The sequence below is a fragment of the Kribbella sp. NBC_00359 genome, from assembly GCF_036097425.1.
In the GTDB taxonomy this organism is placed as follows: domain Bacteria; phylum Actinomycetota; class Actinomycetes; order Propionibacteriales; family Kribbellaceae; genus Kribbella.
The window spans coordinates 5,328,052-5,352,064 of the sequence record NZ_CP107975.1; the positions used below are offsets into that span (position 1 = coordinate 5,328,052).

Here is a 24,013-nt window from a genome sequence, read left to right on the forward strand (position 1 = left end):
CCGGGGGCGGGTGGGAGCGGCGCGCAGCACGGCGACGGAGGAGCCGGGCGTAGCACCGCGTGGGCCGGCCCGTTCAGTTTTAGGCCTGGCCGCGGCGGACGGCGAGGATGTGGCAGGGTTCGCCGTTGGGGTCGAGCTTGATGTAGTTCTGCTGGCCCCAGCGCCAGGTCGCGCCGCTGATCTCGTCGTACACGGTGAAGGTGTCCTCGGGGCGCATGCCGAGCGCGGCCATGTCGAGGTGGACCATCGACTCGCGGACCGAGTGCGGGTCGGTGTTCACCACGACGATGACGGTGTCGCTGTGGCCGTCGGGCGCGGTCGTGCGCTTCGAGTAGCACATGATCGCCTCGTCCTCGACCGAGTGCAGCGACAGGTTGCGCAGCTGCTGAAGGGCCGGGTGCCGGCGGCGGATGTTGTTCAGCAGCGTCAGGTACGGCGCGAGCGTCCGCCCCTCGGCCGCCGCGGCATCCCAGTCCCGCGGACGGAGCTGGAACTTCTCGGTGTCCAGGTACTCCTCCGAGCCGGGCCGGAGTGCGACGTGCTCGAACAGCTCGAACCCGGCGTACACGCCCCAGGAGGGTGACGACGTCGACGCGATCGCCGCCCGGATCTTGAACGCGCCGGGACCGCCGTACTGCAGATAGGCGGTCAGGATGTCCGGCGTGTTGACGAAGAAGTTCGGCCGCAGGAAGTGCCCGGTCTCCTTGGTCAGCTCCTGCAGGTACTCCTCGAGTTCCCACTTCTCGTTGCGCCAGGTGAAGTAGGTGTAGGACTGGTGGAACCCGACCTTGGCCAGCTCGCGCATCATCGGCCGCCGGGTGAACGCCTCGGACAGGAACACCACGTCCGGGTCGGTCTTGCGGATCTCGCCGAGCAGGTACTCCCAGAAGTTCACCGGCTTGGTGTGCGGGTTGTCGACCCGGAACACGGTCACGCCGTACGAGATCCAGAGCTTCACGATCCGCAGCACCTCGGCGTAGATGCCCTCGGGATCGTTGTCGAAGTTGATCGGGTAGATGTCCTGGTACTTCTTCGGCGGGTTCTCGGCGTACGCGATCGAGCCGTCCGCGCGGACCGAGAACCACTTCGGGTGCTCCTTGACCCACGGGTGGTCCGGCGACGCCTGCAGGGCCAGGTCGATCGAGACCTCCAGGCCGAGCGCGCGGGCCTGGCTGACGAAGTACTCGAAGTCCTCGAAGGTGCCGAGCTCCGGGTGGATCGCGTCGTGGCCGCCCTCCTCCGACCCGATCGCCCACGGCGAACCCGGGTCACCCGGCTTCGGGTCGAGCGTGTTGTTCGGGCCCTTGCGGAACGAGTGACCGATCGGGTGGATCGGCGGCACGTAGATGATGTCGAAGCCCATCCCCGCGACCGCCTCGAGCCGCTTGGCCGCGGTCCGGAAGGTCCCGGACGTCCACTGCCCGGTCTTCTCGTCGTACGACGCTCCCTCCGACCGCGGGAAGAACTCGTACCAACTGCCGTACAGCGCACGGGTCCGGTCGACCCACACCGGATAGGTCTCCGAGGAGGTGATCAGCTCGCGGACCGGATACCGCCCGAGGGCGGACCGCACCTGCGGCGAGATCCCCGCGGCCAGCCGGGCCTCCGGCGGCAGCGCGCCGTTCGCCAGCGCGTGCGCGGCATCGCCGAGCGTGGCGCGATCCGCGCGTACGGCGGGGGGCACGCCCGCGGCCGCCCGGTCGAAGAACGCTGCGCCCTCGGCGAACATCAGATCGATGTCGATCCCGGCCGGGATCTTGATCTCGGCGTTGTGCCGCCAGGTCCCGTACGGGTCGCTCCAGCCCTCGACCGCGAACGTCCACGCGCCCTGCTCCTGCAGGGTGACGTCGACCGTCCACCGGTCGCTGCCCTGGCCCACCGGGGTCATCAGCATCCGTCTGGTCTGTCCTGACGGCGAGGTCAGCACGACGTTCGCGTTCACCGCGTCGTGGCCCTCCCGGAAGACCGTGGCAGCGATGGTGAACGTCTCGCCGACCGACGCCTTGGCCGGATACGCTCCGGCGTCGACGGTCGGGGTGACCTCGGTGATCGGGATGCGCCCAGTCATGGCGTAGACAAACCTTCGCTTTCCGATTGCGATCCGGCGGACAGGTAACTACGTCGAGAACTACAGGACTGATGTTATGGGTTCCCAGTCCTTGCCTGTGACATGCACCTCTGCAAATTCTTGCTCGCGTTGCAAGATCGATGCAGGCCGAGGGTGTCTTGCGCACCTCAGGCCGGTACGGTGTCCCGGTGCGAGCGATACGACGATTTTCCGTCCGCCCTGTCCTCCCCGAGCCGCTGACCGGCCTGGGCACCCTGGTGAACAACCTCCGCTGGGCCTGGCACCCGGAGACGCAGGACGTCTTCGAGGCCGTCGACCCGCAGCTGTGGCGGAGCACCGGCGGTGACCCGGTCAAGCTTCTCGGTGAGGTCCCGGCGGCCCGGCTCGACGAGCTGGCCAATGACAATGCCTTTCTCCGCCGGCTGGAGCTGGCCGTAGCCGACCTGAACGGTTACGTGACCGACGACCGCTGGTTCCAGACCGAGGCCGGTTCGCCGGTGAGCTCGGTGGCCTACTTCTCCCCGGAGTTCGGGATCACCCACGTGCTGCCGCAGTACTCGGGCGGCCTGGGCATCCTGGCCGGTGACCACCTGAAGGCGGCCAGCGATCTCGCCGTACCGCTGATCGGTGTCGGTCTGCTGTACCGGCACGGCTACTTCGCGCAGTCGCTGAACGCCGAGGGCTGGCAGCAGGAGCGTTACCCCCTGGTGGATCCGGACGGGCTGCCGATCAGCCTGCTCCGGGATGGTGACGCCCCCGCGACCGTGACGCTGAAGCTGCCCGGCAACCGCGAGCTGCACGCGCAGATCTGGGTCGCCCAGGTCGGCCGTGTGCCGCTGCTGATGCTCGACTCCGACATGGAGGAGAACGACGCGGGAGAGCGCGAGGTGACCGACCGGCTGTACGGCGGTACGACGGAGCACCGGCTGCTTCAGGAGCTGCTGCTCGGCGTCGGCGGTGTCCGCGCGGTCCGCGCGTACTGCCGGATCACCGGCCACCCGGCGCCCGAGGTGTTCCACACCAACGAGGGCCACGCCGGTTTCCTCGGTGTCGAGCGGATCCGCGAGCTCGCCGCTGACCAGGGCCTGGACTTCGACACCGCGCTCGAGGTGGCCCGCGGCGGCACCGTGTTCACCACCCACACCCCGGTCCCGGCCGGCATCGACCGGTTCCCGGTCGAGCTGATCCAGCAGCACTTCTCCCCGGAGGCGTTCGGCCACGGGGTCCCGATCGACCGCATCCTCGAGCTCGGCGCCGAGGACTTCGACGGCGGCGACCCGGGCGTGTTCAACATGGCGATCATGGGGCTGCGGCTGGCCCAGCGGGCCAACGGCGTGTCCAAGCTGCACGGTGTGGTCAGCCGCGGCATGTTCTCCGGGCTCTGGCCGAGCTTCGACCCGATCGACGTGCCGATCACCTCGATCACCAACGGCGTGCACGCGCCGACCTGGGTGCCCCGGGAGATCCACGAGCTGACCTACGCCAACTACACCGCCGAGGGCGACACCGTCTTCGAGGGCCTGGACAAGACCACCGACCAGCAGATCTGGGAGACCAAGCGGATCCTGCGGCAGCGGTTCATCGACGACACCCGGGCCCGGGTCCGGCAGTCCTGGATCAACCGCGGGGCCAGTGAGGCCGAGCTCGGCTGGGTCGACTCGATCCTCGACCCCGACGTGCTGACGATGGGCTTCGCCCGGCGGGTTCCGTCGTACAAGCGGCTGACGCTGATGCTGCGCGACCCGGCCCGGCTGAAGGCGCTGCTGCTGCACCCGCAGCGGCCGGTGCAGATCGTCATCGCGGGCAAGGCGCACCCGCACGACGAGGGCGGCAAGAAGCTGATCCAGGAGATGGTCCGCTTCGCCGACGACCCGGAGGTGCGGCACCGGATCGTGTTCGTGCCGGACTACGACATCGCGCTGGCGCAGCCGATGTACCCGGGCTGCGACGTCTGGCTGAACAACCCGCTCCGCCCGTACGAGGCGTGCGGCACGTCCGGCATGAAGGCGGCGCTCAACGGTGCGTTGAACCTGTCCATCCGCGACGGGTGGTGGGACGAGTGGTACGACGACGAGTTCGGCTGGGCGATCCCGTCCGCCGAAGGGATCGAGGACACCGACCGGCGTGACGACCTCGAGGCGCACGCGCTGTACGACCTGATCGAGAAGCAGGTCGCACCGCGGTTCTACGACGGTGCGGTGCCGGGCCGGTGGATCGAGATGCTGCGGCACACGATCAAGGAGCTCGGCCCGAAGGTGCTCGCCACCCGGATGGTCCGCGACTACGTCGAGCAGCTGTACGTGCCGGCCGCGAAGTCGTCCCGCTCGCTGAACGCGACGTACGACGGTGCGCGCGAGCTGGCCGCGTGGAAGCAGAAGGTCCGGGCGGCCTGGCCGCAGATCCGGGTCGACCACGTGGAGTTGCAGGGCCTGGGCGACGTACCGCAGCTCGGGACCACGGTCGGCATCCGCGCCTTCGCGGCGCTCGGCGACCTGGCTCCGGCGGACATCTGCGTCGAGGTGCTGCACGGCCGCGTCGACACCAACGACGAGATCACCGACCCGGTGCGCGCGTCGCTGTCGCTGGCGGAGACCTACGAAGGCAACCGCCACCGCTACGAGGGTGAACTGAAGCTGGACCGCACCGGCCCCTTCGGCTACACCGTCCGGGTGGTCCCCAACCACACCGGCCTCGCCACCCCGGCCGAAATGGGCCTGGCCGCCGGTCCGTCGGACCCCGACGACCCGTCCGCCCCGGACCTCCCCGTCGGCTCGGAGTTCTGAGCCTCGACCCACACCACACGACCCCGCCTGCCTCGCCAGGCGGGGTCGTTCATTTCTGCCGACTGCCGTGCAGCTCGACAGGAGCTCTGCCGCTCCACCTAGTGCGCGCCCGTGCGCTCTCTCCCGGCGTACGCCGTATCAGAGGTGCACTACCTGTCGAGCTGCACGCCTAGACTTCGCGGATGGAGTTCGTTCAACTCGCCGATGGCCGCAAGCTGGAGTACCTGATCGAGGGGCCCGCGGACGGGATACCGCTCGTGTTTCATCACGGCACACCGGGTGCCGCCGTTCGCTTTGCCCCGCTGGCCGAGGCTGCGGAGCGGCACGGGCTACGGCTGGTCAGCCCCGGTCGGCCAGGGTACGGCGCGTCGACGCCGCAGCCTGGTCGCTCGATCAGCGACGTGGCCGCCGATGTCAGCAGTCTCATGGACGCGATCGGTGCGGACCGCTTCCTCAGCCTCGGCCTCTCCGGTGGCGGCCCGCATTCACTGGCTTGCGCGGCGCTGCTCTCCGGCCGCTGCATCGCGGCGGCCACGCTCGCCGGCGTCGGGCCGGCCAACGCGGACGGGCTGGACTTCGTGGCCGGCATGGGGGAGGAGAACGTCGCCGAGTTCGGCGCCGCTTTCAAGGGCCGCGCGGCGCTCGAGCCGCTGATCGAAGAGCAGTCGAGCGAGCTCGCCGGCGCCGCACCGGAGGACTTGGCGGCCGCCTTCGGTGATCTGGTCTCCGAGGTGGACAAGGCGGCGATGACCGGTCCGATCCTGGACTGGCTCGCCGCCTCGGCCCGGCGCTCCGTCGCCGAGAGCATCGCGGGCTGGCGCGACGACGACCTGGCCTTCGTCAAGGACTGGGGCTTCCGCCTCGATCGGATCATGACGCCGGTCGCGATCTGGCAGGGCGACCAGGACCGGATGGTCCCCGAGGCCCACGGCCACTGGCTGGCCGCCCACGTCTCCGGCGGCACCTTCCACTTCGAAGCGGGCGAGGGCCACCTCTCCCTGCTGAACGGGATCGACCGCGTCGTCGCCGACCTGGCCTACACGACCTGATCGGTGGGTTTGCGGAGGTCCATCCAGGCGTGTTGGGTGCCGGCGGGGGAAGCGACGAAGGCACGGCCGGTGAAGGTGAGGGCCGGGTTGCACCGGTAGAGATCGGTCAGTTCCTTGGTGGCGGTCTCGTCTCCGTTGTCCGAGGCAACCAATAGGCGGGCGACCTGGTCGGTCAGGTCCACGTCGGCACCGTCGAGGCTGCCGGACATCGTGCCCCAGTTGTCCCAGAGCAGGAGTTCGTCGCCCTGCAGGTGGGCGTGCTCGAAGTGGACGTAGTTCCGGATGAACCAGCCGCCGCGGATCGGCAGGCCGGGGTCGACGCCGAAGAGATCCGGGTCGAGGTCGCCGGCGCGGACGCCCAGCCAGACCTCGGCGGCGGACAGGAACGGGCCTTTCGGCATGTCCAGCGTGTTGAACGGGTGGTCGCCAGCGGGGTCGAGCTCGGGGTCGATCATCACCCAGCGGTCGCCGTTCCAGTACTCCGCGACGACGTGGTCGTGGTTGAACCCGGACGCGAAGTACACCGCGAACCCGATCCGGCTGCGGGCCGGGATCCCCTTGTGCCGCAGGGCGGAGACGAACATCAGCGTGTAGTCCCGGCAGCACCCGACCAACCGGTTGACCGGCTCCCTCGGTACGGCGAGCGCCGTACCGTTGCGCTTCTGGTCGGTTGTCAGCATCGCCGACACCCAGCGGTGGTCGATCTCGGCCAGCCGGTCACCGGTGAACTCGATCCCGCCGCCGCGGTAGTGGATCAGCAGGTTGCGAACCACCGCCCCGATCGCGGGAACGTCGTCCGGCAACGCATCGAACAAGGCGGCATGTACGCCGGGGTCACTGAACTCGGTCTGAACCGCGTAGTCCATCAGGCTTTCCTTTCGAGAATGGGCAGAGCGATGTCGACGGCCGGCTGGTCGCGCGGAAGCAGATGGCAGTCGGGCAGATAGACCTCCCGCGGTGGACCGGACTCCGGCAGACCGGTGGCGCGGACCCAGTCGAAGACGAGGTCGTACGCGAGCATGATCCGCGGGAACGCGCACTCGTCCATCGTGATCGTGCAGTACGCCTCCCGATGTGCCGCTTCGACCCGGATCGCGATCGGCCCGGACGGATCCACCAGCCCACCGAACGGCACGCACACCTCGACGGTCGCCTCGGCCTCCGGCGTCACCGCGCCGTGGTAGATCACCCAGGACTCCCCGGTGAGCGTCGCGCCCGCGGTCCCGAGGTAGGCGCGGATCTCGTCGGTCGAGGACACGATCACGCCGATCAGCATCTGCTGATCCGTGTCGGACCGGATCGACGCGATCTTGGTCTCGGGGACGTCACGAGTCAGCACGGGTCGCGGCGCGAGCCCCGGAGTTCCTGACCGTGAGAGCCGGTCTCGAAGATACTGCAGCGTCGCTCGCCGCGCAGCGGTGGTCGCCTCCTGGGCGATCCACCACCGATCCAGCCGGATCAGTGCCTCCTCGTCGGATCCCGCGAGTACCTCGGAGATGGTGGTCAACGGCATGTCCACCTGCCGCAGCACACTGATCCGGCGGGCGCGCTCCAGTTGCTCCTCGTCGTACAGGCGGTACCCGTTGGCCGGGTCCACCTGGGCCGGCGGCAACAACCCGGACACGTCGTACAACCGCAACGCCTTGTGCGAAAGCCCGGTCCGCCGTCCGAACTCACTGATCGTCAACACGCGACCATCAAACCCCCTGCCCCTGGGGCAAGGTAAAGCGTCATCCTGGGAACGCCCTCACATCGGGCTGCACCCACCCCGTCCGCGCGGCCGGCGACGCCAGCGTGCGCGACTCGTAGAAGTGCGTCAGCAGCCGCTTGTCCAACAGCCCCGGATTGTGCGTGACCATGTCCTCGAAGGTCGCTTCCGGCTCCTCGTTCATGTGGTACGCCGTCAACTCGACCCAGGCTCGGCTCACGGTCGTGTTGTACTTCTGCGGCACGCCCGCGTAGCGCGCGGTCCGCTGGATCCCGTCGCTGATCAACTCGACCGCGCCGGCCGTCCCACACCGCCGTACGGCGAGCCACGTCAAGCGCACGTGCTCCCGGTGGCCGAACCGGTCAGCCGTCGCCATCACCTCATGCATCAGTTCGTCGAAAGTGCTCATATCGCCGCCAATGCGGTGAGCACCTTGCGAGCCTGATTCACAGCGGTCGGCGACACCCCGGCCAGCGCCTGCTTCTCCACGGCAGCGAAAGCTCGCTGCACCTGACCAGCACTCTTCACCCCAACCTCCGTCAGCGCGATCTCCACAGCCCGCCGATCACCCGGTCGCGCGGCCCGGGTGATCTGCCCCTTCTGCTCCAGCCGATCCAGTACGCCGGTCAGCGTCGTCGGCCTGACTCCCGCAGCAACACCCAACTCGGTCACGGTCCGCGCCTGCCCGTCGGCCAGATTCGCCAGCACATTGACCTCGGAAGCGGTCAGCCCCAGCTCACCCAGCTCCGTCCCCAGCACCTGCAACGTCACATGCGTCGCCCGCTGCAACAACACCAACAATCCATTTTCCACGAATCCAGATTATCCGGATCCGTAGTATCTGGCTACCCCGGTAGACCCGCGATCCGGAGGTCGCCGATCTCCGGCGGCCTCCGGGACCGGGTGGACCTGGTCAGACGGTCGGCGTCGCGGCGTGGTCCCGGCGCCGTTGGACGCCCAGGGTGATGGCGAGCCCTGCGCCACCCAGCGCGATTCCGGCCAGTGCGCCGAGTGCAACTGAGTTGGTGTCCAGACCGTTGTCCTCTACGGGGGCCGTTGCGGTTCTGTAGCCGGATGAGCCGCCCTCCGGGTTCGGAGGCTCCTGCGCCATGGCGGAGGGCGCCGCAGTCATCAGTGCGACGCTGACTACGGCGGCGGCCGCCAGCATGGTCAGCCTGGTCATCATCGACCGCTTTACTGGTGCTGCTGAGGTTGGCACTGCTTTGGTGGACATGTCCGCTACTCCTGTCCCTCATCTGGCGGGATTGCCGCTGTCGGCCTTCCGATCGCCGCGATGTGTTGGTCCAGTTGTGCTACCGAGTGGTGTCGAGCCGGCCCTGCCCGGTATCAACGCGGTATCGCCGACCTTGACGTTCGGTACTGCGCGGTCGACAGTCGAGATGTGGGTATCGCCGTGCTCGGCCCGCTCACGATCGAGGGGGAGCGGGAGCAACTCGGGCGGCGCGATCGCGTTGTGCTAGCTGCGCTTGTAGTGCACCCGGGGGACGTTGTCAGTGCCGAAGTACTGGCTGACGTGTTGTGGGGCGAGCAGTTGCCCGCTTCCTGGTCCAAGATCGTGCAGGGATGCGTTGTCCGGCTCCGCAAGATTCTCGGCAGCCGCTCGATCGAGACGTCGCCGCTCGGGTACAAGTTGACGATCCCCCGCGACGACATCGACACCCAACGCTTCGAGCACACTGTCGTCAGGGCCACCAACCTGCTGGCAGCCGGCGATGCCGAGCGGTCCGCTCTGCTTCTGGCCGATGCGCTGACCCTCTGGCGGGGTAAGCCGCTGACCGACGTGGACGGCTGGGACAGCGCGCGGATAGAGAGCGCGCGGTTGGAAGAGTTGCGGCAGCGTGCCGAGGAGTTGTACGTCGAAGCGTCGCTGCGCTCGGGCCGGCACGAGCGCGTCCTTGCCAAGGCTCGGGCCCTGACGGCGGAGGCGCCGCTGCGCGAGCGAAGGTGGGCGCTGCTGGCGACCGCGCAGTACCGGTCCGGTCGTCAGGCCGACGCCTTGAAGACCCTTCGCGAGCTACGCGTCGTGCTGAATCACGAGCTCGGTCTGGACCCCGGTCCGGACATCGGTCTGCTGGAACAGGCGATCCTGCGCCAGGATCCGTCCCTGGTGGTGGCGAGCGCGCTGCCAGAACCGAGCGCGGAGTGCCCCTACCTGGGTCTCAAGCCATACGACCTGGACGATGCAGAGGTCTTCTTCGGCCGTGATGCCGAGGTGGCTGCTGGACTGCGAAAGCTGTCCGACAACTCGGTACTGGCTGTCGTCGGCCCGTCCGGGTGTGGGAAGTCATCGCTGGCGCGGGCAGGTATCGCGGCCCGCCTGCGCAGCGGCGGCCGGCGGGTCGTCGTGCTGACTCCCGGCGTACATCCGGTTGCAGCATTGGCCGACGCGCTGCCCGGCGATGTTGTGCCGACTGTGCTGGTTGTCGATCAGTGTGAGGAGGTGTTCACGCTGTGCACGGACGCCACCGAGCGCGAAGCATTCCTCGACAGGCTGACCGCTCATTGCGCCGCGGCCCCGCTGATCCTGTCGTACCGGGCGGATCGGCTGGCCGAGATCGCGGCCTACCCGGGCTTTGCTCACGCTGTCGAACAAGGGCTCCAGTTGCTCGCCGGGATGTCCAGGACAGACCTACGCACCGCGATCACAGAGCCGGCCAGGCTGGCCGCGTTGGTGGTGGAGCCGGGACTTGTCGACCTGCTGGTCAGAGAGGTGGGAGGACAACCTGGCGCGCTTCCGCTGATGTCGCACGCGCTCGCCGAGACCTGGCAGCGTCGCGAAGGCCGGACGTTGACTGTCGACGGCTACCGTGCATCCGGTGGGATCGAGGGCGCGGTGGCCCAGTCAGCCGAAGAGATCTATGCCCAGCTTCGCCCTGAGCAACAGGCCATGCTGCGCGAGCTGCTACTACGCCTCGTGACCCCTGGGCCGGATGGGCAGCCGATCCGTGGCCGACTGCCACGACGGCTCGTGGTCACCGGGCCGGAGTCCGACGCGTTGATCGATCTGCTGGTCGGGTCGCGCCTGGTCACCAGCGACGATGGCGTGGTCGAGTTGGCCCACGAGGCAGTCGCCCGGGCCTGGCCCAGGCTGCGGCATTGGCTGGACGACGACCTCGAGGGCCAGCGGATCCTGCACCACCTGACGATCGTCGCCGACTCGTGGAACTCGCTCGGTCGACCCGACAGCGAACTCTACCGTGGAGCGCGCCTCGCCAAGGCCCTGGACTGGCGGGAGAGCGCGACGGTGGCGCTGACCGAGATCGAGGGCGAGTTCCTCGCTGCGAGCCAACACCTGTCAGAGGCTGAACTTCGCGCGGCCGAGAACCAGGCTCGGTACCAGGTCCGTGTCAACCGACGTCTCCGAGGAGCCCTGAGCGCAGCTGCCCTGTTGCTGGCCGGGACGCTGATAGCCGGCGTCGTAGCCGTTCGGCAGGCGGAACAAGCCGACCAGCAGGCAGCCGCAGCGGAGCAGGCGGCCGTCCGGGAGCTCGCGCGCCGCATCGGGCCACTCGCGCTGCTGACCGAAGGCATCAGCCACTCGCTGCTCCTCGCAGCGCAAGCGGTGCGCCTGGACGACTCCCCGCAGACCCGCGCCAACCTGCTGGCTGCGCTGAACAAGCACCCACTACTGGTCCGGTCATTCAAAGCTGCGGGGGCCGGTGATCTCGGCGCCTTCTCGATCTCCCCGGACGGAACTCGTGTCGTCGCGGGTGGTAAGGACGCGAGGTGCTACCTGTACGAGACGGAATCGGGGCGAGACATCGCCTCATTCGCGTTCGTGGCGCATCCCGGCACACAACTGAGCGGGCATGTCGGAGGGATCGGGGTGGGGGGTGGGGTGTTCTGCTACCCACTCTTCAGCTCGGACGGTCGGTACGTGGCGGCGATGACCAACTACACCACCGAAATGCCTGAAGGCCCGCGCGCCAAGGGCGTTCGGTTGCTGACCCCCGACGCCCTCGACGTGGTTCCGCTGGCCTTCCCGGCCCAACAGCTGCTGTTCTACCGCGACCTCGCCTCGAGCGCCGACGCCCAGCACCTGGCCGCGAGCGTTCAGGTGATCCCGCAGGGGGGTGAGCTGCCGATCGATGCCCCCGCCCTCGCGCTCGTCTGGGACCTCCGCGCACGCGAACGCAGGCCGCGCAAGGTCACCCTCCCGCCCGGCCCTCACGGACTGGCCCTCAGCCCCGATGGCCACACCATCTACACCCAGCAGCCGCTCGCGGCGTACGACGTCGCCAGTGGGAAAGTGCAGTGGCAGCGTGACGGACCCCGTCTGGTCGCAAGCAGTCCACCGCCGGCCATCGACCTCACTCGGGATGGCAACCTGTTGGCGCTCCAACCCATCGGGACGACGGACAAGGCGATCGCGTTGGTCGACGCGCACACGGGCAGGACAGTGAGGATGCTGCGCGGTCATACCGGCGCCCTGCGAGACGTCGCCTTCTCCCGTGACGGCAGGCTGCTCGGCTCCGCTTCGGACGACGGGGAAGTCATCGTCTGGGACGTGGCTACCGGCCGTCCTCGCGAACGGATCAAGACTTTCGAGATCTCGTGGGCAGTTGGCTTCAGCCCCGACAACCGCACGCTGTACACGGGCGGCGACGAGGGCGTCCTGCGGGCGTACGATCGCTCGGGGCAACAGCTGTATCTCCGCCGGACACAGCCCGTGCCCGCGCGCGAGTACCTCCATGCGCTGTCCTCCGCCGACGGCAACAGGACGGCCTATGTATGGCGGGACGCAACGGACTCCTGGCTGAGCTTCGCCGACGCGGCGACCGGGGCCACCACCGCACCTGTGCGACTGCGCGGCGACGTCGAGCAGTCGCCCCGGACACCCGCGTCGTGGCATCCGGACGGTCGGCACTTCGCCGTGTTCGATGCCGGCGGCATCGTCACCGTTCTCGACTCCCAGACCGGCAAGGTCGCCGTGCGGCGCCACGTCGTCGAGGCGGAGATCTTTTCCATTGCGTATGTCGAGGGCGGGGACCGCATCCTGGTCAGTGATTCCCTCAACCACAGCACGTTCTTCGATGCGCGCACACTGCAGCCCAGCGGCGAAGTTCTCAATCTGACCGGCAATTGCTGTACGGCGGCATCCCCCGGCAAGGAGACCGCCGTCCTCTTCGATGACTCGCCCGACGGCGCGGGAGAGCACTGGCGGGTCATCCGTACGGCGACCGGCGACGTGCTCTCGGAGGGCGACCTGAATCTCCGGATCAACCATGCGGCGCACTCGCCCGACGGTCGGCGCATCGCGGCGACAGGGAGCAAAGGCGAGGTCGTGATCATCGACGTGTCGTCGGGTGACCTCCTCATTGCTCCGACAACCGGGCACACTGGCGCGGGCAGGTTCGTTCGGTTCTCAGGGGACGGGTCTCGCCTGGTGTCGGGCGCCGCCGATGGGACCTTGAGCCTCTGGGACGCGCGCAACCTCGAACTGCTCGGCACCGTCGCCACCTCGGCCGACACCAAGAAGGTGGCTGTCTCCCCGAGCTTCGCCAACGGACGTGACGTGGTGACGGTCGCCGCGTTCGACGGACAGACCTACCGCTGGGACACCCGCATTGGGCCAACGCTCGACTTCGCCTGCAAGATGGCCGGCCGCAATCTCACCGATGAGGAGTGGAGACAGGCCTTCGGCGACCGTCCGTACGGGAAGACCTGTCCCTGACATCGGCGGAGTGACGTCAGTACTTCGCGATCGTCGCCGGCAACGCGGCGAGCAGGGCGTCGGCGTGGCGGCGGTAGCCGAGGTTGTTCGGGTGGAAGCTGTCCGGTGCGAGCATGCCGCGCCACGGCGGCCTTGCGTGCCGGGACACTTCGGCCACGGGAAGGCCGCGTGAGGTCGCGGTGGTGCTGATCAGCTGGTTGATGCCGGTGATGTACGGGCTGCACAGGCCTCCGATCCGCCAGAGGCGGTCCGGGACCGTCAGGTCCATCACTACCGACGAGGACGGGAGCCGCTCGATCACTTGCCGGAGGTGGTCGCGAAACCGGGTCGGCGGCGTGGCCAGGATGTCGTTGCTGCCGATGCCGCACGTCACCAGCGCAGGTGTCAGTCCATCGACCAGTGGGAGCTGATCCTCCAGCACGTGCTTGGTCTGCGCGCCGGACCGCGACAGGTTGAGCACCCGCCACGGACTGCCGGTCCGACGCAGTGCGTTGAGCACTTGGCCGACGTACCCGTGAAGTGGCGACGACGCACCAAGCCCTTGAGCAGTCGAGTCGCCGAGCACGACCCAGAGCGGCCCGTCAGCGGCCTGCGCGTTCACGTTCTGCCGTGTCCAGAAGTCGGCGAACGTCCGAGCCTGTACGTCGACGTACGCGACGCCGTCCACCCAGCGCTGCACCGCCAGCCGCGAACTCGTCCGCTCGGCTTCGCCCCAACGCATGATCGCGTGGTGCAGCGCACCGATCGGCGTCGTCCGCTCACGCACCCCCCGGCGCAGCAAAAACATCGGTCCCCCCAGACATGAACAGACGGTGACCAGTGAATGTACTGCAGGAAGGTTAACGACCCATCAGAGCACGCGAACGGCGCCGACCGGGACCCGATGGACGGGTCCCGGCCGGTCACCCCGGTCAGGCGGGATGCGCAGTGGAGCGGTCGCGGCGGTGCTGCACCCCGAACGCGATACCCAGTCCCGCGCCGCTCAGCGCGATGCCAGACAGGGCACCGAGAGCGACTGAGCTCAGGTCCACCGCACTCGGCGGTGTGGCCTGCTCGGTGGGTGCGCCATACGGTTCGGGCGGCTCCATAGCCATCGCCGGCGCGGCGGTTGTCAAGAAGGCGACGCTGACTGCCGCCCCCGCGGCCAGCCGGGCGAGCCGGCTGGTCATGGAATGCTTCCTGGTACCTACTGCGGTGGTGAGCATCGCTCCCTCTCCTCCCCGGAGCGGGGTTCGCCGTGATTGGCGATCCGGTTGCGCCTCGAGGTGATGGCATCCGTTGTCCCGCCCGGCGGTATCGGGCCGGGCGAGCCCGGTATCAGCGCGGTATCAGCGGCCTTGACGGGTGACCCGGCACGGTCGACAGTCGAAAGGTGGGTATCGCCGTTCTCGGCCCGCTCACCATCGAGGGGGAGTGGAAGAACCTCACACGACGAGACCGCGTCGTTCTGGCCGCATTAGCAGTGCATCCGGGGGAGGTTGTGAGCGCTGGGGCGCTCGCGGACGTGTTGTGGGGAGACCGGCCGCCGGCCTCTGAGGCCAAAGTCGTCCAAGGCTGTGTCGTCCGGTTGCGCAAGCTTCTCGGCAGCCACGCGATCGAGACATCGCCGGCCGGCTATCGGCTGGCCGTAACTGACGACGAGATCGACAGCCGCCGCTTCGAGCGTGCGGTCGGCCGGGCCGGACAACTGCTGACGGCCGGCGAGGCGGAACGGGCGGCCGTCGTACTCGCCGATGCGCTCACGCTGTGGCGAGGTCCTCCGTTCGAGGAGGTAGCGGGGTGGGACACCGCGCGGATCGAGATCGCCCGCCTGAGCGAGCTGCGACAGGTTGCGGAAGAGTTGTACGTGGAGGCGTCGCTGCGGTCCGGTGGCCACGACGGCGCCCTCGGCATGGCCCAGGCTCTGACCGCGGAGGCTCCGCTGCGCGAGCGGAGGTGGGCACTGCTCGCGACCGCGCAGTACCAGGCCGGTCGGCAGGGCGAGGCGCTGGAGACGCTCCGGCGGCTCCGAGTGGTGCTCGACCGTGAGCTCGGGATCGACCCGAGCCCGGCGATCGACGCGCTGGAACAGGCGATCCTGCGTCAGGATCCGGCGCTGGTGGTCCCGAGCGCGCTGCCGGAACCGAGCGCGGTCTGTCCATACCAAGGTCTGAAGCCGTACGACCTCGACGACGCCGAGCTGTTCTTCGGCCGCGAGTCGCAGGTCGCCGTGGGACTGAGGAAACTGTCCGATACCTCGATTCTCGCCGTCGTCGGGCCGTCTGGTTGCGGCAAGTCCTCACTGATCAGGGCCGGCATCGCGGCGACCCTGCGCAGCGACGGCCGGAGCATCGTGACCATCACGCCAGGGGTCCACCCGCTGCGAGTGCTCGCCGCCGCACTGCCCGGCAAAGGCCCGCTGCCCACATTGGTCGTCGATCAGTGTGAGGAGGTCTTCTCGCTGTGTCAGGACGAGGCCGAACGGAAGGCGTTCCTGACCCGGTTGACCGACCACGCCACGGTGGCGCCGTTGATCCTGTCCTTCCGTGCCGATCGGCTCGCCGACATCTCCGCCCATCCTGGCTTCGCCCAGGTCGTAGAGAACGGCATGCACCTCCTGACCGGCATGTCCGAGGCAGAGCTTCGGGAAGCGATCACCGAACCGGCGCGCCTCGCCTCGCTGGTCGTCGAACCAGGTCTGGTCGACCTGCTGATCGGTGAGGTCGCCGACCAGCCAGGCGCTCTCCCACTGATGTCCCACGTTCTGGCCGAGACCTGGCAGCGTCGGGAAGGCCGCACGCTGACGGTCGCCGGTTATCGCGCGTCGGGCGGCATCCAAGGTGCTGTCGCACAGTCCGCCGAGCAGGTCTACGCGCGACTCACACCGGAGCAACAGCCGATGCTGCGGGCGCTCCTGCTGCGCCTGGTCACTCCGGGCCCGGACGGCCAGCCGGTCCGCAGCCGGTTGCCGAGGCGGACTGTGGTGACCGGCCCGGAGTCGGACGTGCTCATCGATCTGCTGATCAGCTCGCGCCTCGTCACCAGCGACGACGGCGTCGTCGAACTGGCTCACGAAGCCCTCGCCCGGGCTTGGCCGCGTCTCCGCGGCTGGCTCGAGGACGATCTGGAAGGCCAGCAGATCCTCCACCACCTCACCCAGGTCGCCGACTCGTGGCAGTCACTCGGGCGTCCGGAGAGTGAGCTGTACCGAGGCGTCCGCCTAGCGAAGGCCCTGCAGTGGCAACAGGACACAACGCCGGACCTCACGCCGACAGAGACCGACTTCCTCACCGCCAGCGAAAGCCTCTCCGCCGCAGAGCTCCACGCCGCCGAAGACCGCGCCCGCCAACAAATCCGCGTCAACCGCCGCCTCCGCGCCGCGCTCACCACGGCCGCCGTCCTGTTGGTCGGAGCCCTGATCGCCGGCTTCCTCGCAGTCGGCCAGGCCGGCCGAGCCGACCGCCAGGCCACCGCCGCACAACAAGCAGCCGTAGCCGCAGACGCCGGCCGCGCCGGCGCAAAGGCCGTCGTCCAAAGCGACATCGACACCTCCCTACTGCTCGCCGTAGCCGGCGTCCGCATGAAGGAGTCCCCAGAGTCCCGAGCCAACCTCCTGGCCGCCCTCGCAAAACACCCGCAGCTGATCAGCTCGATTCAAACCGAGAAGCTGGATTCCTACGGCCTGGCGGTGACCGCGGACGGTCGCCGCGTGATCGTGTACGACGCCAACGGCACCGTAGTGCTCTACGACCTGAGCAGCGGCCGACGGCTTGCCGCCCACCGTCCAAAGAACCGGTCCTCCGGAGCCGTTCACCTGGATTCCGTGGGCGCGTTCGCCCTGAGTCCGGGCGATCGCGAGCTGGCAGTCGGAATGCCACCACCAACCACCGAACCGGTACGGCTGCTCGAACCCACGACACTCCTTCCAACCGGTCGGCGGCTACCCGGCTTCACCCAGACACCTGCCCGAGCAATCCATCTCGCGTACAGCCACGACGGCAACACTCTCGCCGCGATGCTCCAGTACTACGGCGCTGGTGTCTCGAACGACTTCGGCAGCGGAGCCCTGATCATCTGGGACATCCGGCCGGGCCGCCGGCCGACGGTGCGCAGGACGATGCCGCTGCCGGCCGACTCCGTCCGGGGCGTCGTGCTCAGCCCGGCAGGTGACCGCTTCTACACCACCAGGCCGGCGACAGCGTACGACGTTGCTTCCGGCAAGCAGCTCTGGACGCGGCCGGACCTGGCCCTCGAAGAGGCCGATGTCAGTCCGGACGGGAAGGCGCTCGCGCTCGCAGTCGAAGCCGGGGACACCGGCGGCCCGGATCGCTTCAAGGCGTTTCTGCTCGACGCTGCGACCGGGAAGACCTTGCACCGGCTGAGCGGACACACGAGCGCCCCCATGGGTGTGCGATTTTCCCACAATGGGAAATCCCTGGTGTCGACCGGGTCCGATCTGCGCCTCGTGGTGTGGGACGTAGCCAGTGGACTGGCGTTGGAGGACGTGCCGATCTCAGAGGGCGACACACTGACTGCCGCGTTCAGCTCGGACGACAAGACGCTGTACACGTCGGCAGGCGACAGCGCAGTGCGCACGTGGGATCTCACCGGCAGCCGCAGATACGTCACGCGTGTCAAGAACTCGACTCGTTTCGAGTGGAGTTGCCGATTCATGGCGCCCGGCGGCAAGTCCGTCTATCGAATGGTCAACACGAGCCTCGTCCCTGCGGACGCGGGCGGGCCAGGTGGCAGCTTCGTCAACACCACCACCGGCAAGGCAGTCCGCTTCGACACGACTCACGTCGCCAATTACACGAACAGTTGCGGTAGCTGGCACCCGACCGGGGACAGGTTCGCGATCGGCACCACCGAGGGCTTCGTCTTCGTCTTCGACACTCGAACCGGCCGCGTCCTCGCCAGCCGGAAGGTGTCGGGCGCCCCGGTACTGGACGGCAGTACTACTGGATGCGGACACCCTGCTCCCGCTCAGCAAACCCGTCAAGGTCGGTGCTTCGATCGCGTGGTTGTCGGCGAGCCCGGACAACCATTCGGCCTTCGTGCTGACCGGCGGACGCCGCATCTCGGATCGGCTGGACGTTCCCTCCACGGGCTGGGCAATGGTCGATCTGGCCGCGGGCACGGTGCTGCGGCGCGGAAAGCTTCCGATGAGCGATCCCGAGTTGGTCTCCTTCGCCCCGGACGGCAGGCGAGTCGCCGTCGGGAGCATCAAGGGACATGTTGTGATCGTGGACTCTGACACCGGTGTGGCGGTGGCTCCACCGCAACTCGTCCATCAGGGCTTCACCAACGGTCTTGCCTTCTCGGCGGACAGTCGGTTGCTGGTGTCGTCCGGCTGGGAAGGTGGCGTCAGTCTGTTCGACGGCACGACGGCGGCGCTCCTCGGTTCCGTCCTCACGCCGAACCAGCAAATTGTCACCGCCGATTTCCTCGCCGACGGTCACACGGTGATGATCGCCGCGTATGACGACGGGATCTATCGGTGGGACACGCGGCTGGAGCATGCGATTGAGACGGCGTGTCGGATGGCCGGGCGGGATCTGACTGCGGCGGAGTGGCGGGAGAACTTTGGGGATCGGCCGTATCAGAAGACCTGTTAGAGGGCGCGGAGTAGGACCAGGCAGCGGGGGGCCAGGGGGACGGTGGCGCCGGCTTCTACTTCGGTGACCATGCTGTTGCTGGTGTCCAGGACTACTTCGTACGCCGGGGCCCAGGAGGGGTCGGGGACGACTACCTGGCGGGTTTCGGGGGTGGCGTTGAGGGCTAGGAGGAAGGAGCTGTCGGTGAGGGCGTTGCCTTCGGCGTCGGTGGCGCGGAGGGCGTCGCCGGCCAGGAACATGCCGATGGTTCGGAGGTTGCCGTCGTACCAGTCGGCGTCGGTCATCTCGCCGCCATGCGGTGCGATCCAGGACAGGTCCTTGCGACCGCCTGGTACGACGGGGCCGCCGGAGAAGTAGTGCCATTGGCGCAGGACCGGGTGGGCCGCCCGCAGTGCGATCAGCTTCTTCGTCAGCTCGAGGTGATCGGACCACTCGGCCGGCAGCGACCAGTCGAACCAGGAGAGCTCGTTGTCCTGGCAGTAGGCGTTGTTGTTGCCGTGCTGGGTCCGCCCGCACTCGTCTCCGGCGGTGATCATCGGTACGCCGGTGGACAGGATCAGCGTGGACATCAGATTGGCCATCTGGCGTTTCCGCAGCCTGATCACCGTACGGTCGCCGGTCTCGCCCTCGAACCCGCAGTTCCACGACCGGTTGTCGTCGGTGCCGTCCCGGTTGTCCTCGTGGTTCGCCTCGTTGTGCTTGTGGTCGTAGCTGACCAGGTCGCGCAGGGTGAACCCGTCGTGCGCGGTGACGAAGTTGATCGACGCGTACGGGTACCGCCCGTCGTCGCCGTACAGGTCGCTGGAGCCGGACAGCCGGTAGGCGAGGTCCTTCACGCCGTCGGAGGTGTTCCGCCAGACGTCGCGGACGCTGTCGCGGAACTTGCCGTTCCACTCCGACCACGGCGTGCCGAAGTTGCCGACCTGGTAGCCGAACGGTCCGACGTCCCACGGCTCGGCGATCAGCTTGACCCGGCCGAGGACCGGATCGGCGGCGACCTCGGCGAGGAACGGATGGTCGACCGTGTCGACCTCGTGCCGCTCGTTGCGGATCAGGGTCACAGCCAGGTCGAACCGGAACCCGTCGACACCCATCTCCTCGACCCAGTACCGCAGCGAGTCCATCACCAGCCGGCGGACCTGCGGGTGCGAGGTGTCGACCGAGTTGCCGGTGCCGGTGACGTCGTACATCGCGGCGCCGTGTGCGAGCCGGTAGTACGCGCGGTTGTCGATGCCGCGGAAGCTCAGCGTCGGCCCGTCGAACCCGCCCTCGGCGGTGTGGTTGTAGACCACGTCGAGGATCACTTCGATGCCGGCGGCGTGGAACGCGGCGACCATCGCCTTGAACTCCGCCACCTGCTCACCGCGCGAGCCCGCGGACGAGTACGGCGCGTGGGGCGCGAAGAAGCCGAGGGTGTTGTAACCCCAGTAGTTCGGCAGGCCGCGGGCCGAGATCGAGGGCTCGGTGAGGAAGTGGTGGATCGGCAGCAACTCGACGGACGTCACCCCGAGGTCGGTCAGATAGCCGATCACGGACGGGTGCGCGAGACCGGCGTACGTCCCGCGCTGGTGCTCGGGTACGTCGGGATGGAGTTTGGTGAAGCCCTTGGTGTGCAGTTCGTAGATGACGGTCTCGCCCCAGTGCACGGGCTTGCTGATCGGCGGTGGCGGCTCCGAGGCGGCGACGACCACGCTGACCGGGACATGCCCGGCCGAGTCGCCGTCGGACGAGTCGTAGATGAGTGGGCTGGAGAAATCCAGCGAGCCGTCGACGGCCCGCGCGTACGGGTCGAGGAGAAGCTTGGACGGGTCGAAGCGGAGCCCGTGCGACGGGTCGAACGGACCGTGCACGCGGTACCCGTACCGCTGGCCGGCGCCGACCCCCGGGACGAACCCGGTCCAGTGTTCACCGGTATGGGCCAGATCCAGGTTCCGCTGGCTGCCGTCGTCGGCGATCAGCGCCAGCTCGACGCGCTCGGCGGCAGGAGCCCAGAGCGTGAACGTCGTCCCATCGGTCTGGACCACTGCTCCGAGCCCGAGAGTGGTCGGGGCGGCGGTCACGTCGGTCACCGGCACATTCTGCACAGTCTGGGGTGGCTTATCGATAACGAAGGTGGATGTGTTCATGAGACGGTAGTTGCGAACGCCTGTGCGCAATGATACGCAAGGACCGTTACTAATTAACCGAACTCAGCAGGCCCGAGTAGGGGATCACATGTCGGAAGAGTTGGCCGATCTGACCGTCGGTCTGATCGGCGCGGGCAACATCGCCCACGTCCACGTCGCCGCGTGGAAAGCACTCGGCGCCCGGGTTCTGGTGCACTCGCTCGAGGGTGCCGAGGAACTCGCCGAGCAGTACGGGCTGGAGGTGGCGGCGACCCTGGACGGCTGCTTGGCCGAGGCCGAGTTCGTCGACATCGTCACACCGTCGCCGACGCACAAGGAGATCGCGCTGGCCGCGATCAAGGCGGGCAAGAACGTGATCTGCGAGAAGCCGCTGACGCTCACCGCGGCCGACTCGCACGAGGTCATCGACGCCGCGCAGGCCGCCGGCGTCCGGTTGTACCCGGCCCACGTGGTCCGATACTTCCCGGCGTACAAGGCGGCGTACGACGCGATCCAGGCGGGCCGGATCGGCGAGGTCGCGGTGGCGCGGTTCTTCCGCCAGGCATCGTCGCCGGCCGGTGCCGGGTGGTACCGCGACGTCGCCCACTCCGGCGGCGTGATCATGGACCTGATGGTCCACGACCTCGACCAGGCCCGTTGGCTGTGTGGCGAGGTCACCAGCGTGTACGCCGTGCAGAACCCGCCGACCGTGGACGGCATCAGCCCGGTCAACGTGGCGGCGCACGTGACGCTCACCCATGACACCGGGGCGATCAGCCACTGCCGCGCGACGTGGGGCGCGACGGGTACGACGTTCCAGTCCGGCTACCAGGTCGCGGGGTCGAGTGGCGTCCTGAAGTACACGTCCAACGGCGACACCGGCTTTGCCGAGGAGTTGCAGGACGGTGGGGCCGGCGGCGATCTGCTGATCCCGGCGTCGACGCTGGGAGAGAGTCCTTACCTGACGCAGCTTCGTGAGCTGGCGATCGGTCTGCGCGGTGGACCGGAGCCCCGAGTGCTCGCATCTGATGGCGCTACCGCGGTCTATCTGGCCGAGGCGGCCCGCGCGTCCATGGAGACCGGCCGCGCTGTCGACATGAAGACCTTCGTCCAGACGGGAGCCGTGGCATGAGCCTGAAGATCGCGATCGCTTCGTTCGCACACACTCACGCGGCGGGCTACGCCCACCTGCTCGGCTCGATGCCGGACGTCGAGGTGCTGTCCGCCGATCCCGACGGTGCATCCGCGCCGGACGCCGGTCCGCGGGGTGCGGCCTTTGCCGAGCAGATCGGCATCCCGTACGTCGACTCGTACGACGAACTGTTCGCCTGGGGCCCGGACGCCGTAGTGGTGACCTCGGAGAACGCCGGCCACCGTGCACTGGTCGAGCGTGCGGCCGCGGTCGGTGCGCACGTGCTGTGTGAGAAGCCGCTGGCCACGGAGGTCGAGGACGGCGAGGCGATGCTGGCTGCCTGCGAGGCCGCCGGTTCGATCCTGATGATCGCGTATCCGGTCCGCTTCTCGCCGTCGTACCTGCGGCTGCGGGCCATGGTCGAAGCCGGCCGGCTCGGCGACGTGTTCGCCGTACTGGGGACGAACAACGGGAAGATCCCGTACGACCAGCGGCAGTGGTTCACCGACCCGAAGCAGGCCGGTGGGGGAGCGCTCGTCGACCACACCGTGCACTGTGCCGACCTGATCGACGGTCTGACCGGCGGTGCGTCGGCGACGCGGGTGTACGCCGCGGCCAACCACGTGCTGCACCAGGACAAGGGCGTGGCCGTGGAGACCGGTGGGCTGGTGACGGTCAACTACGACAACGGGCTGCTGGCAACCATCGACTGCTCGTGGAGCGTTCCGGACAACGGTCCGACCTGGGGTGGCGTCTCGCTGCAGGTCACCGGGACCAACGGGTCCGTGGAGATCGAGCCGTTCCTCCCGCATGTGGGTGGCACAGATGCGTCCGGTGAGGTCTTCCTGGCGATCGGGGACAACCTCGACGCGTCGCTGCTCGCGACATTCCTGAGCGCGGTGCGCGAGTCCGGCCCCGCAAAGCCCGGTACGACGCCTGCCGTCGTACCGCAGCCGGACGGTGCGGTCGGCCTGCGCACGCTGCGCATCGTGGACGCCGCTCGCCGCTCCGCCGCCTCCGGGCAAGCGGTCGAGCTCTGATCTGAGAGCTGGTCGCCACCACCCACGGGTCGGTGGCGACCAGCACCCATCACACCCGCCGGGCCGCCGTCAGATGATCGATGACGTCGCTCAGGTGCTCGGTCATCGCCGCACTCGCCGCCTCAGGGTTGCGGTCGGCGACGGCCTTCACGATCCGCAGGTGTGCCTCGAGTGACGTCTGCGGACGGCGGGGAAGCCGGGTCATCCGGAAGTGGTGCCGGATGTTCAGCACCCGGAGCCGCTCGATGATCGTGGTCGCGGTCTGCTGACCGCTCAGCTCACGGATCAACCGATGCAGCGCGTCGTCGAGCTCGGCGTACTCCAGGTCGTCGCCCTCGGCGACCGCGCGAGTCATCCGGTCGCCCAGCGCGGTCAGCTCCACGAGGCCCTCATCGGTGATCCGGGCCGCCGCCTTCGCCGCGCACAGCGACTCCAGCACCATCCGGGCCTCGGTCACCTCGATGGCCTCCTCCAATGACAGCGTCCGCACCCGCGATCCGCGCTGCGGAATCCGCTCGACCAGTCCCTCCGCCGACAGGTCGAGCAAGGCCGCGCGCACCCCGCTGCGGACCACGCTGTACTGCTCCGCCAGATCTGCCTCGACCAGCCGCTGTCCGGGCGCCAGCCGGCCGGACGCGATGTCCTCGCGAACCGCGTCCCGGACGTACTCCTGCCCGGCCATCCCCCCGCGTTCGAGGGCCTTCTTTCCGCTGATGGTCGTCCTCCCGTCGTGCTGTGTCAGCCCAGTGTGACGGCTGATCGGTTCCGGTCTCATCCCGAGAAAGTGTAGACGAAAATGTTGACATTTTTGTCGACACATTACTAGGGTCCCGAAC

The 24,013-nt window shown here is 68.4% G+C and carries 17 protein-coding genes; 7 read left to right on the forward strand and 10 right to left on the reverse strand.

Annotated features, from left to right (window positions below; translation table 11 throughout):
* Positions 1–79: 79 nt before the first annotated feature.
* Complete coding sequence (locus OG876_RS26110) at positions 80–2,068, reverse strand: alpha-1,4-glucan--maltose-1-phosphate maltosyltransferase (protein ID WP_328519270.1); 1,989 nt, start codon at positions 2,066–2,068, stop codon at positions 80–82.
* 188 nt (positions 2,069–2,256) lie between these two features.
* On the opposite strand from OG876_RS26110, the gene glgP reads away from it, so the two are divergent.
* Positions 2,257–4,851 (forward strand): alpha-glucan family phosphorylase, encoded by a 2,595-nt coding sequence (glgP, locus tag OG876_RS26115; protein WP_328519271.1) that lies wholly within the window; start codon positions 2,257–2,259, stop codon positions 4,849–4,851.
* 182 nt (positions 4,852–5,033) lie between these two features.
* Entirely contained in the window at positions 5,034–5,900 is an 867-nt protein-coding gene (locus tag OG876_RS26120) for an alpha/beta fold hydrolase (RefSeq protein WP_328519272.1), read from the forward strand.
* On the opposite strand, the gene OG876_RS26125 is transcribed toward OG876_RS26120, so the two are convergent.
* The 5 genes from OG876_RS26125 to OG876_RS26145 all read right to left on the reverse strand — a co-directional run bounded on the left by OG876_RS26125 (position 5,888) and on the right by OG876_RS26145 (position 8,791).
* Positions 5,888–6,766 (reverse strand): transglutaminase-like domain-containing protein, encoded by an 879-nt coding sequence (locus OG876_RS26125; RefSeq protein WP_328519273.1) that lies wholly within the window; start codon positions 6,764–6,766, stop codon positions 5,888–5,890. The two genes, OG876_RS26120 and OG876_RS26125, sit on opposite strands and share 13 nt — an antisense overlap.
* On the reverse strand, positions 6,766–7,590 hold the full coding sequence (locus OG876_RS26130) for a MerR family transcriptional regulator (RefSeq protein ID WP_328519274.1): 825 nt from the start codon (positions 7,588–7,590) through the stop codon (positions 6,766–6,768). The genes OG876_RS26125 and OG876_RS26130 overlap by 1 nt, the downstream gene beginning before the upstream one ends.
* Before the next feature lie 40 nt (positions 7,591–7,630).
* Entirely contained in the window at positions 7,631–8,017 is a 387-nt protein-coding gene (locus OG876_RS26135; RefSeq protein WP_328519275.1) for a hypothetical protein, read from the reverse strand.
* Positions 8,014–8,421: a MarR family winged helix-turn-helix transcriptional regulator gene (locus tag OG876_RS26140; RefSeq protein WP_328519276.1), complete on the reverse strand. Its 408-nt coding sequence runs from the start codon at positions 8,419–8,421 to the stop codon at positions 8,014–8,016. The genes OG876_RS26135 and OG876_RS26140 overlap by 4 nt, the downstream gene beginning before the upstream one ends.
* Before the next feature lie 100 nt (positions 8,422–8,521).
* On the reverse strand, positions 8,522–8,791 hold the full coding sequence (locus OG876_RS26145; protein WP_328519277.1) for a hypothetical protein: 270 nt from the start codon (positions 8,789–8,791) through the stop codon (positions 8,522–8,524).
* Positions 8,792–9,010: 219 nt separating this feature from the next.
* Here OG876_RS26145 and OG876_RS26150 point away from each other — a divergent pair, with 219 nt between their 5' ends.
* Positions 9,011–13,303 carry an nSTAND1 domain-containing NTPase gene (locus OG876_RS26150; RefSeq protein WP_328519278.1) on the forward strand — a complete coding sequence of 1,431 codons (4,293 nt, stop codon included), beginning with the start codon at positions 9,011–9,013 and terminating at the stop codon, positions 13,301–13,303.
* Between the two features lie 16 nt (positions 13,304–13,319).
* Here OG876_RS26150 and OG876_RS26155 read toward each other — a convergent pair whose 3' ends face one another.
* Both OG876_RS26155 and OG876_RS26160 read right to left on the reverse strand, forming a co-directional pair.
* Positions 13,320–14,090 (reverse strand): SGNH/GDSL hydrolase family protein, encoded by a 771-nt coding sequence (locus OG876_RS26155; protein ID WP_328519279.1) that lies wholly within the window; start codon positions 14,088–14,090, stop codon positions 13,320–13,322.
* A 124-nt stretch (positions 14,091–14,214) separates the two neighbouring features.
* A complete protein-coding gene (locus OG876_RS26160; protein WP_328519280.1) occupies positions 14,215–14,508 on the reverse strand; it encodes a hypothetical protein in 294 nt (97 codons plus the stop codon).
* A gap of 167 nt (positions 14,509–14,675) precedes the next feature.
* On the opposite strand from OG876_RS26160, the gene OG876_RS26165 reads away from it, so the two are divergent.
* On the forward strand, positions 14,676–18,539 hold the full coding sequence (locus OG876_RS26165; protein ID WP_328519281.1) for an nSTAND1 domain-containing NTPase: 3,864 nt from the start codon (positions 14,676–14,678) through the stop codon (positions 18,537–18,539).
* A complete protein-coding gene (locus tag OG876_RS26170) occupies positions 18,529–18,900 on the forward strand; it encodes a WD40 repeat domain-containing protein (RefSeq protein WP_328519282.1) in 372 nt (123 codons plus the stop codon). Before OG876_RS26165 ends, OG876_RS26170 begins: the two co-directional genes overlap by 11 nt.
* On the opposite strand, the gene glgX is transcribed toward OG876_RS26170, so the two are convergent.
* A complete protein-coding gene (gene glgX / locus OG876_RS26175) occupies positions 18,897–20,969 on the reverse strand; it encodes a glycogen debranching protein GlgX (protein WP_328519283.1) in 2,073 nt (690 codons plus the stop codon). The genes OG876_RS26170 and glgX overlap by 4 nt on opposite strands.
* Positions 20,970–21,114: 145 nt before the next feature.
* On the opposite strand from glgX, the gene OG876_RS26180 reads away from it, so the two are divergent.
* Entirely contained in the window at positions 21,115–22,137 is a 1,023-nt protein-coding gene (locus OG876_RS26180) for a Gfo/Idh/MocA family protein (protein WP_328519284.1), read from the forward strand.
* Positions 22,134–23,177: a Gfo/Idh/MocA family protein gene (locus tag OG876_RS26185; protein WP_328519285.1), complete on the forward strand. Its 1,044-nt coding sequence runs from the start codon at positions 22,134–22,136 to the stop codon at positions 23,175–23,177. The genes OG876_RS26180 and OG876_RS26185 overlap by 4 nt, the downstream gene beginning before the upstream one ends.
* A 49-nt stretch (positions 23,178–23,226) precedes the next feature.
* On the opposite strand, the gene OG876_RS26190 is transcribed toward OG876_RS26185, so the two are convergent.
* On the reverse strand, positions 23,227–23,952 hold the full coding sequence (locus OG876_RS26190; RefSeq protein ID WP_328519286.1) for a GntR family transcriptional regulator: 726 nt from the start codon (positions 23,950–23,952) through the stop codon (positions 23,227–23,229).
* Between the last annotated feature and the right edge of the window lie 61 nt (positions 23,953–24,013).

Excerpts from the sequence above, each read along its gene's own strand:
- OG876_RS26120 (WP_328519272.1), top strand. The coding sequence starts at position 5,034 with ATGGAGTTCGTTCAACTCGCCGATGGCCGCAAGCTGGAGTACCTGATC.
- OG876_RS26135 (WP_328519275.1), bottom strand. The coding sequence starts at position 8,017 with ATGAGCACTTTCGACGAACTGATGCATGAGGTGATGGCGACGGCTGAC.
- OG876_RS26160 (WP_328519280.1), bottom strand. The coding sequence starts at position 14,508 with ATGCTCACCACCGCAGTAGGTACCAGGAAGCATTCCATGACCAGCCGG.
- OG876_RS26155 (WP_328519279.1), bottom strand. The coding sequence starts at position 14,090 with ATGTTTTTGCTGCGCCGGGGGGTGCGTGAGCGGACGACGCCGATCGGT.
- OG876_RS26190 (WP_328519286.1), bottom strand. The coding sequence starts at position 23,952 with ATGAGACCGGAACCGATCAGCCGTCACACTGGGCTGACACAGCACGAC.
- OG876_RS26180 (WP_328519284.1), top strand. The coding sequence starts at position 21,115 with ATGTCGGAAGAGTTGGCCGATCTGACCGTCGGTCTGATCGGCGCGGGC.
- OG876_RS26110 (WP_328519270.1), bottom strand. The coding sequence starts at position 2,068 with ATGACTGGGCGCATCCCGATCACCGAGGTCACCCCGACCGTCGACGCC.
- OG876_RS26125 (WP_328519273.1), bottom strand. The coding sequence starts at position 6,766 with ATGGACTACGCGGTTCAGACCGAGTTCAGTGACCCCGGCGTACATGCC.
- OG876_RS26145 (WP_328519277.1), bottom strand. The coding sequence starts at position 8,791 with ATGACCAGGCTGACCATGCTGGCGGCCGCCGCCGTAGTCAGCGTCGCA.
- OG876_RS26185 (WP_328519285.1), top strand. The coding sequence starts at position 22,134 with ATGAGCCTGAAGATCGCGATCGCTTCGTTCGCACACACTCACGCGGCG.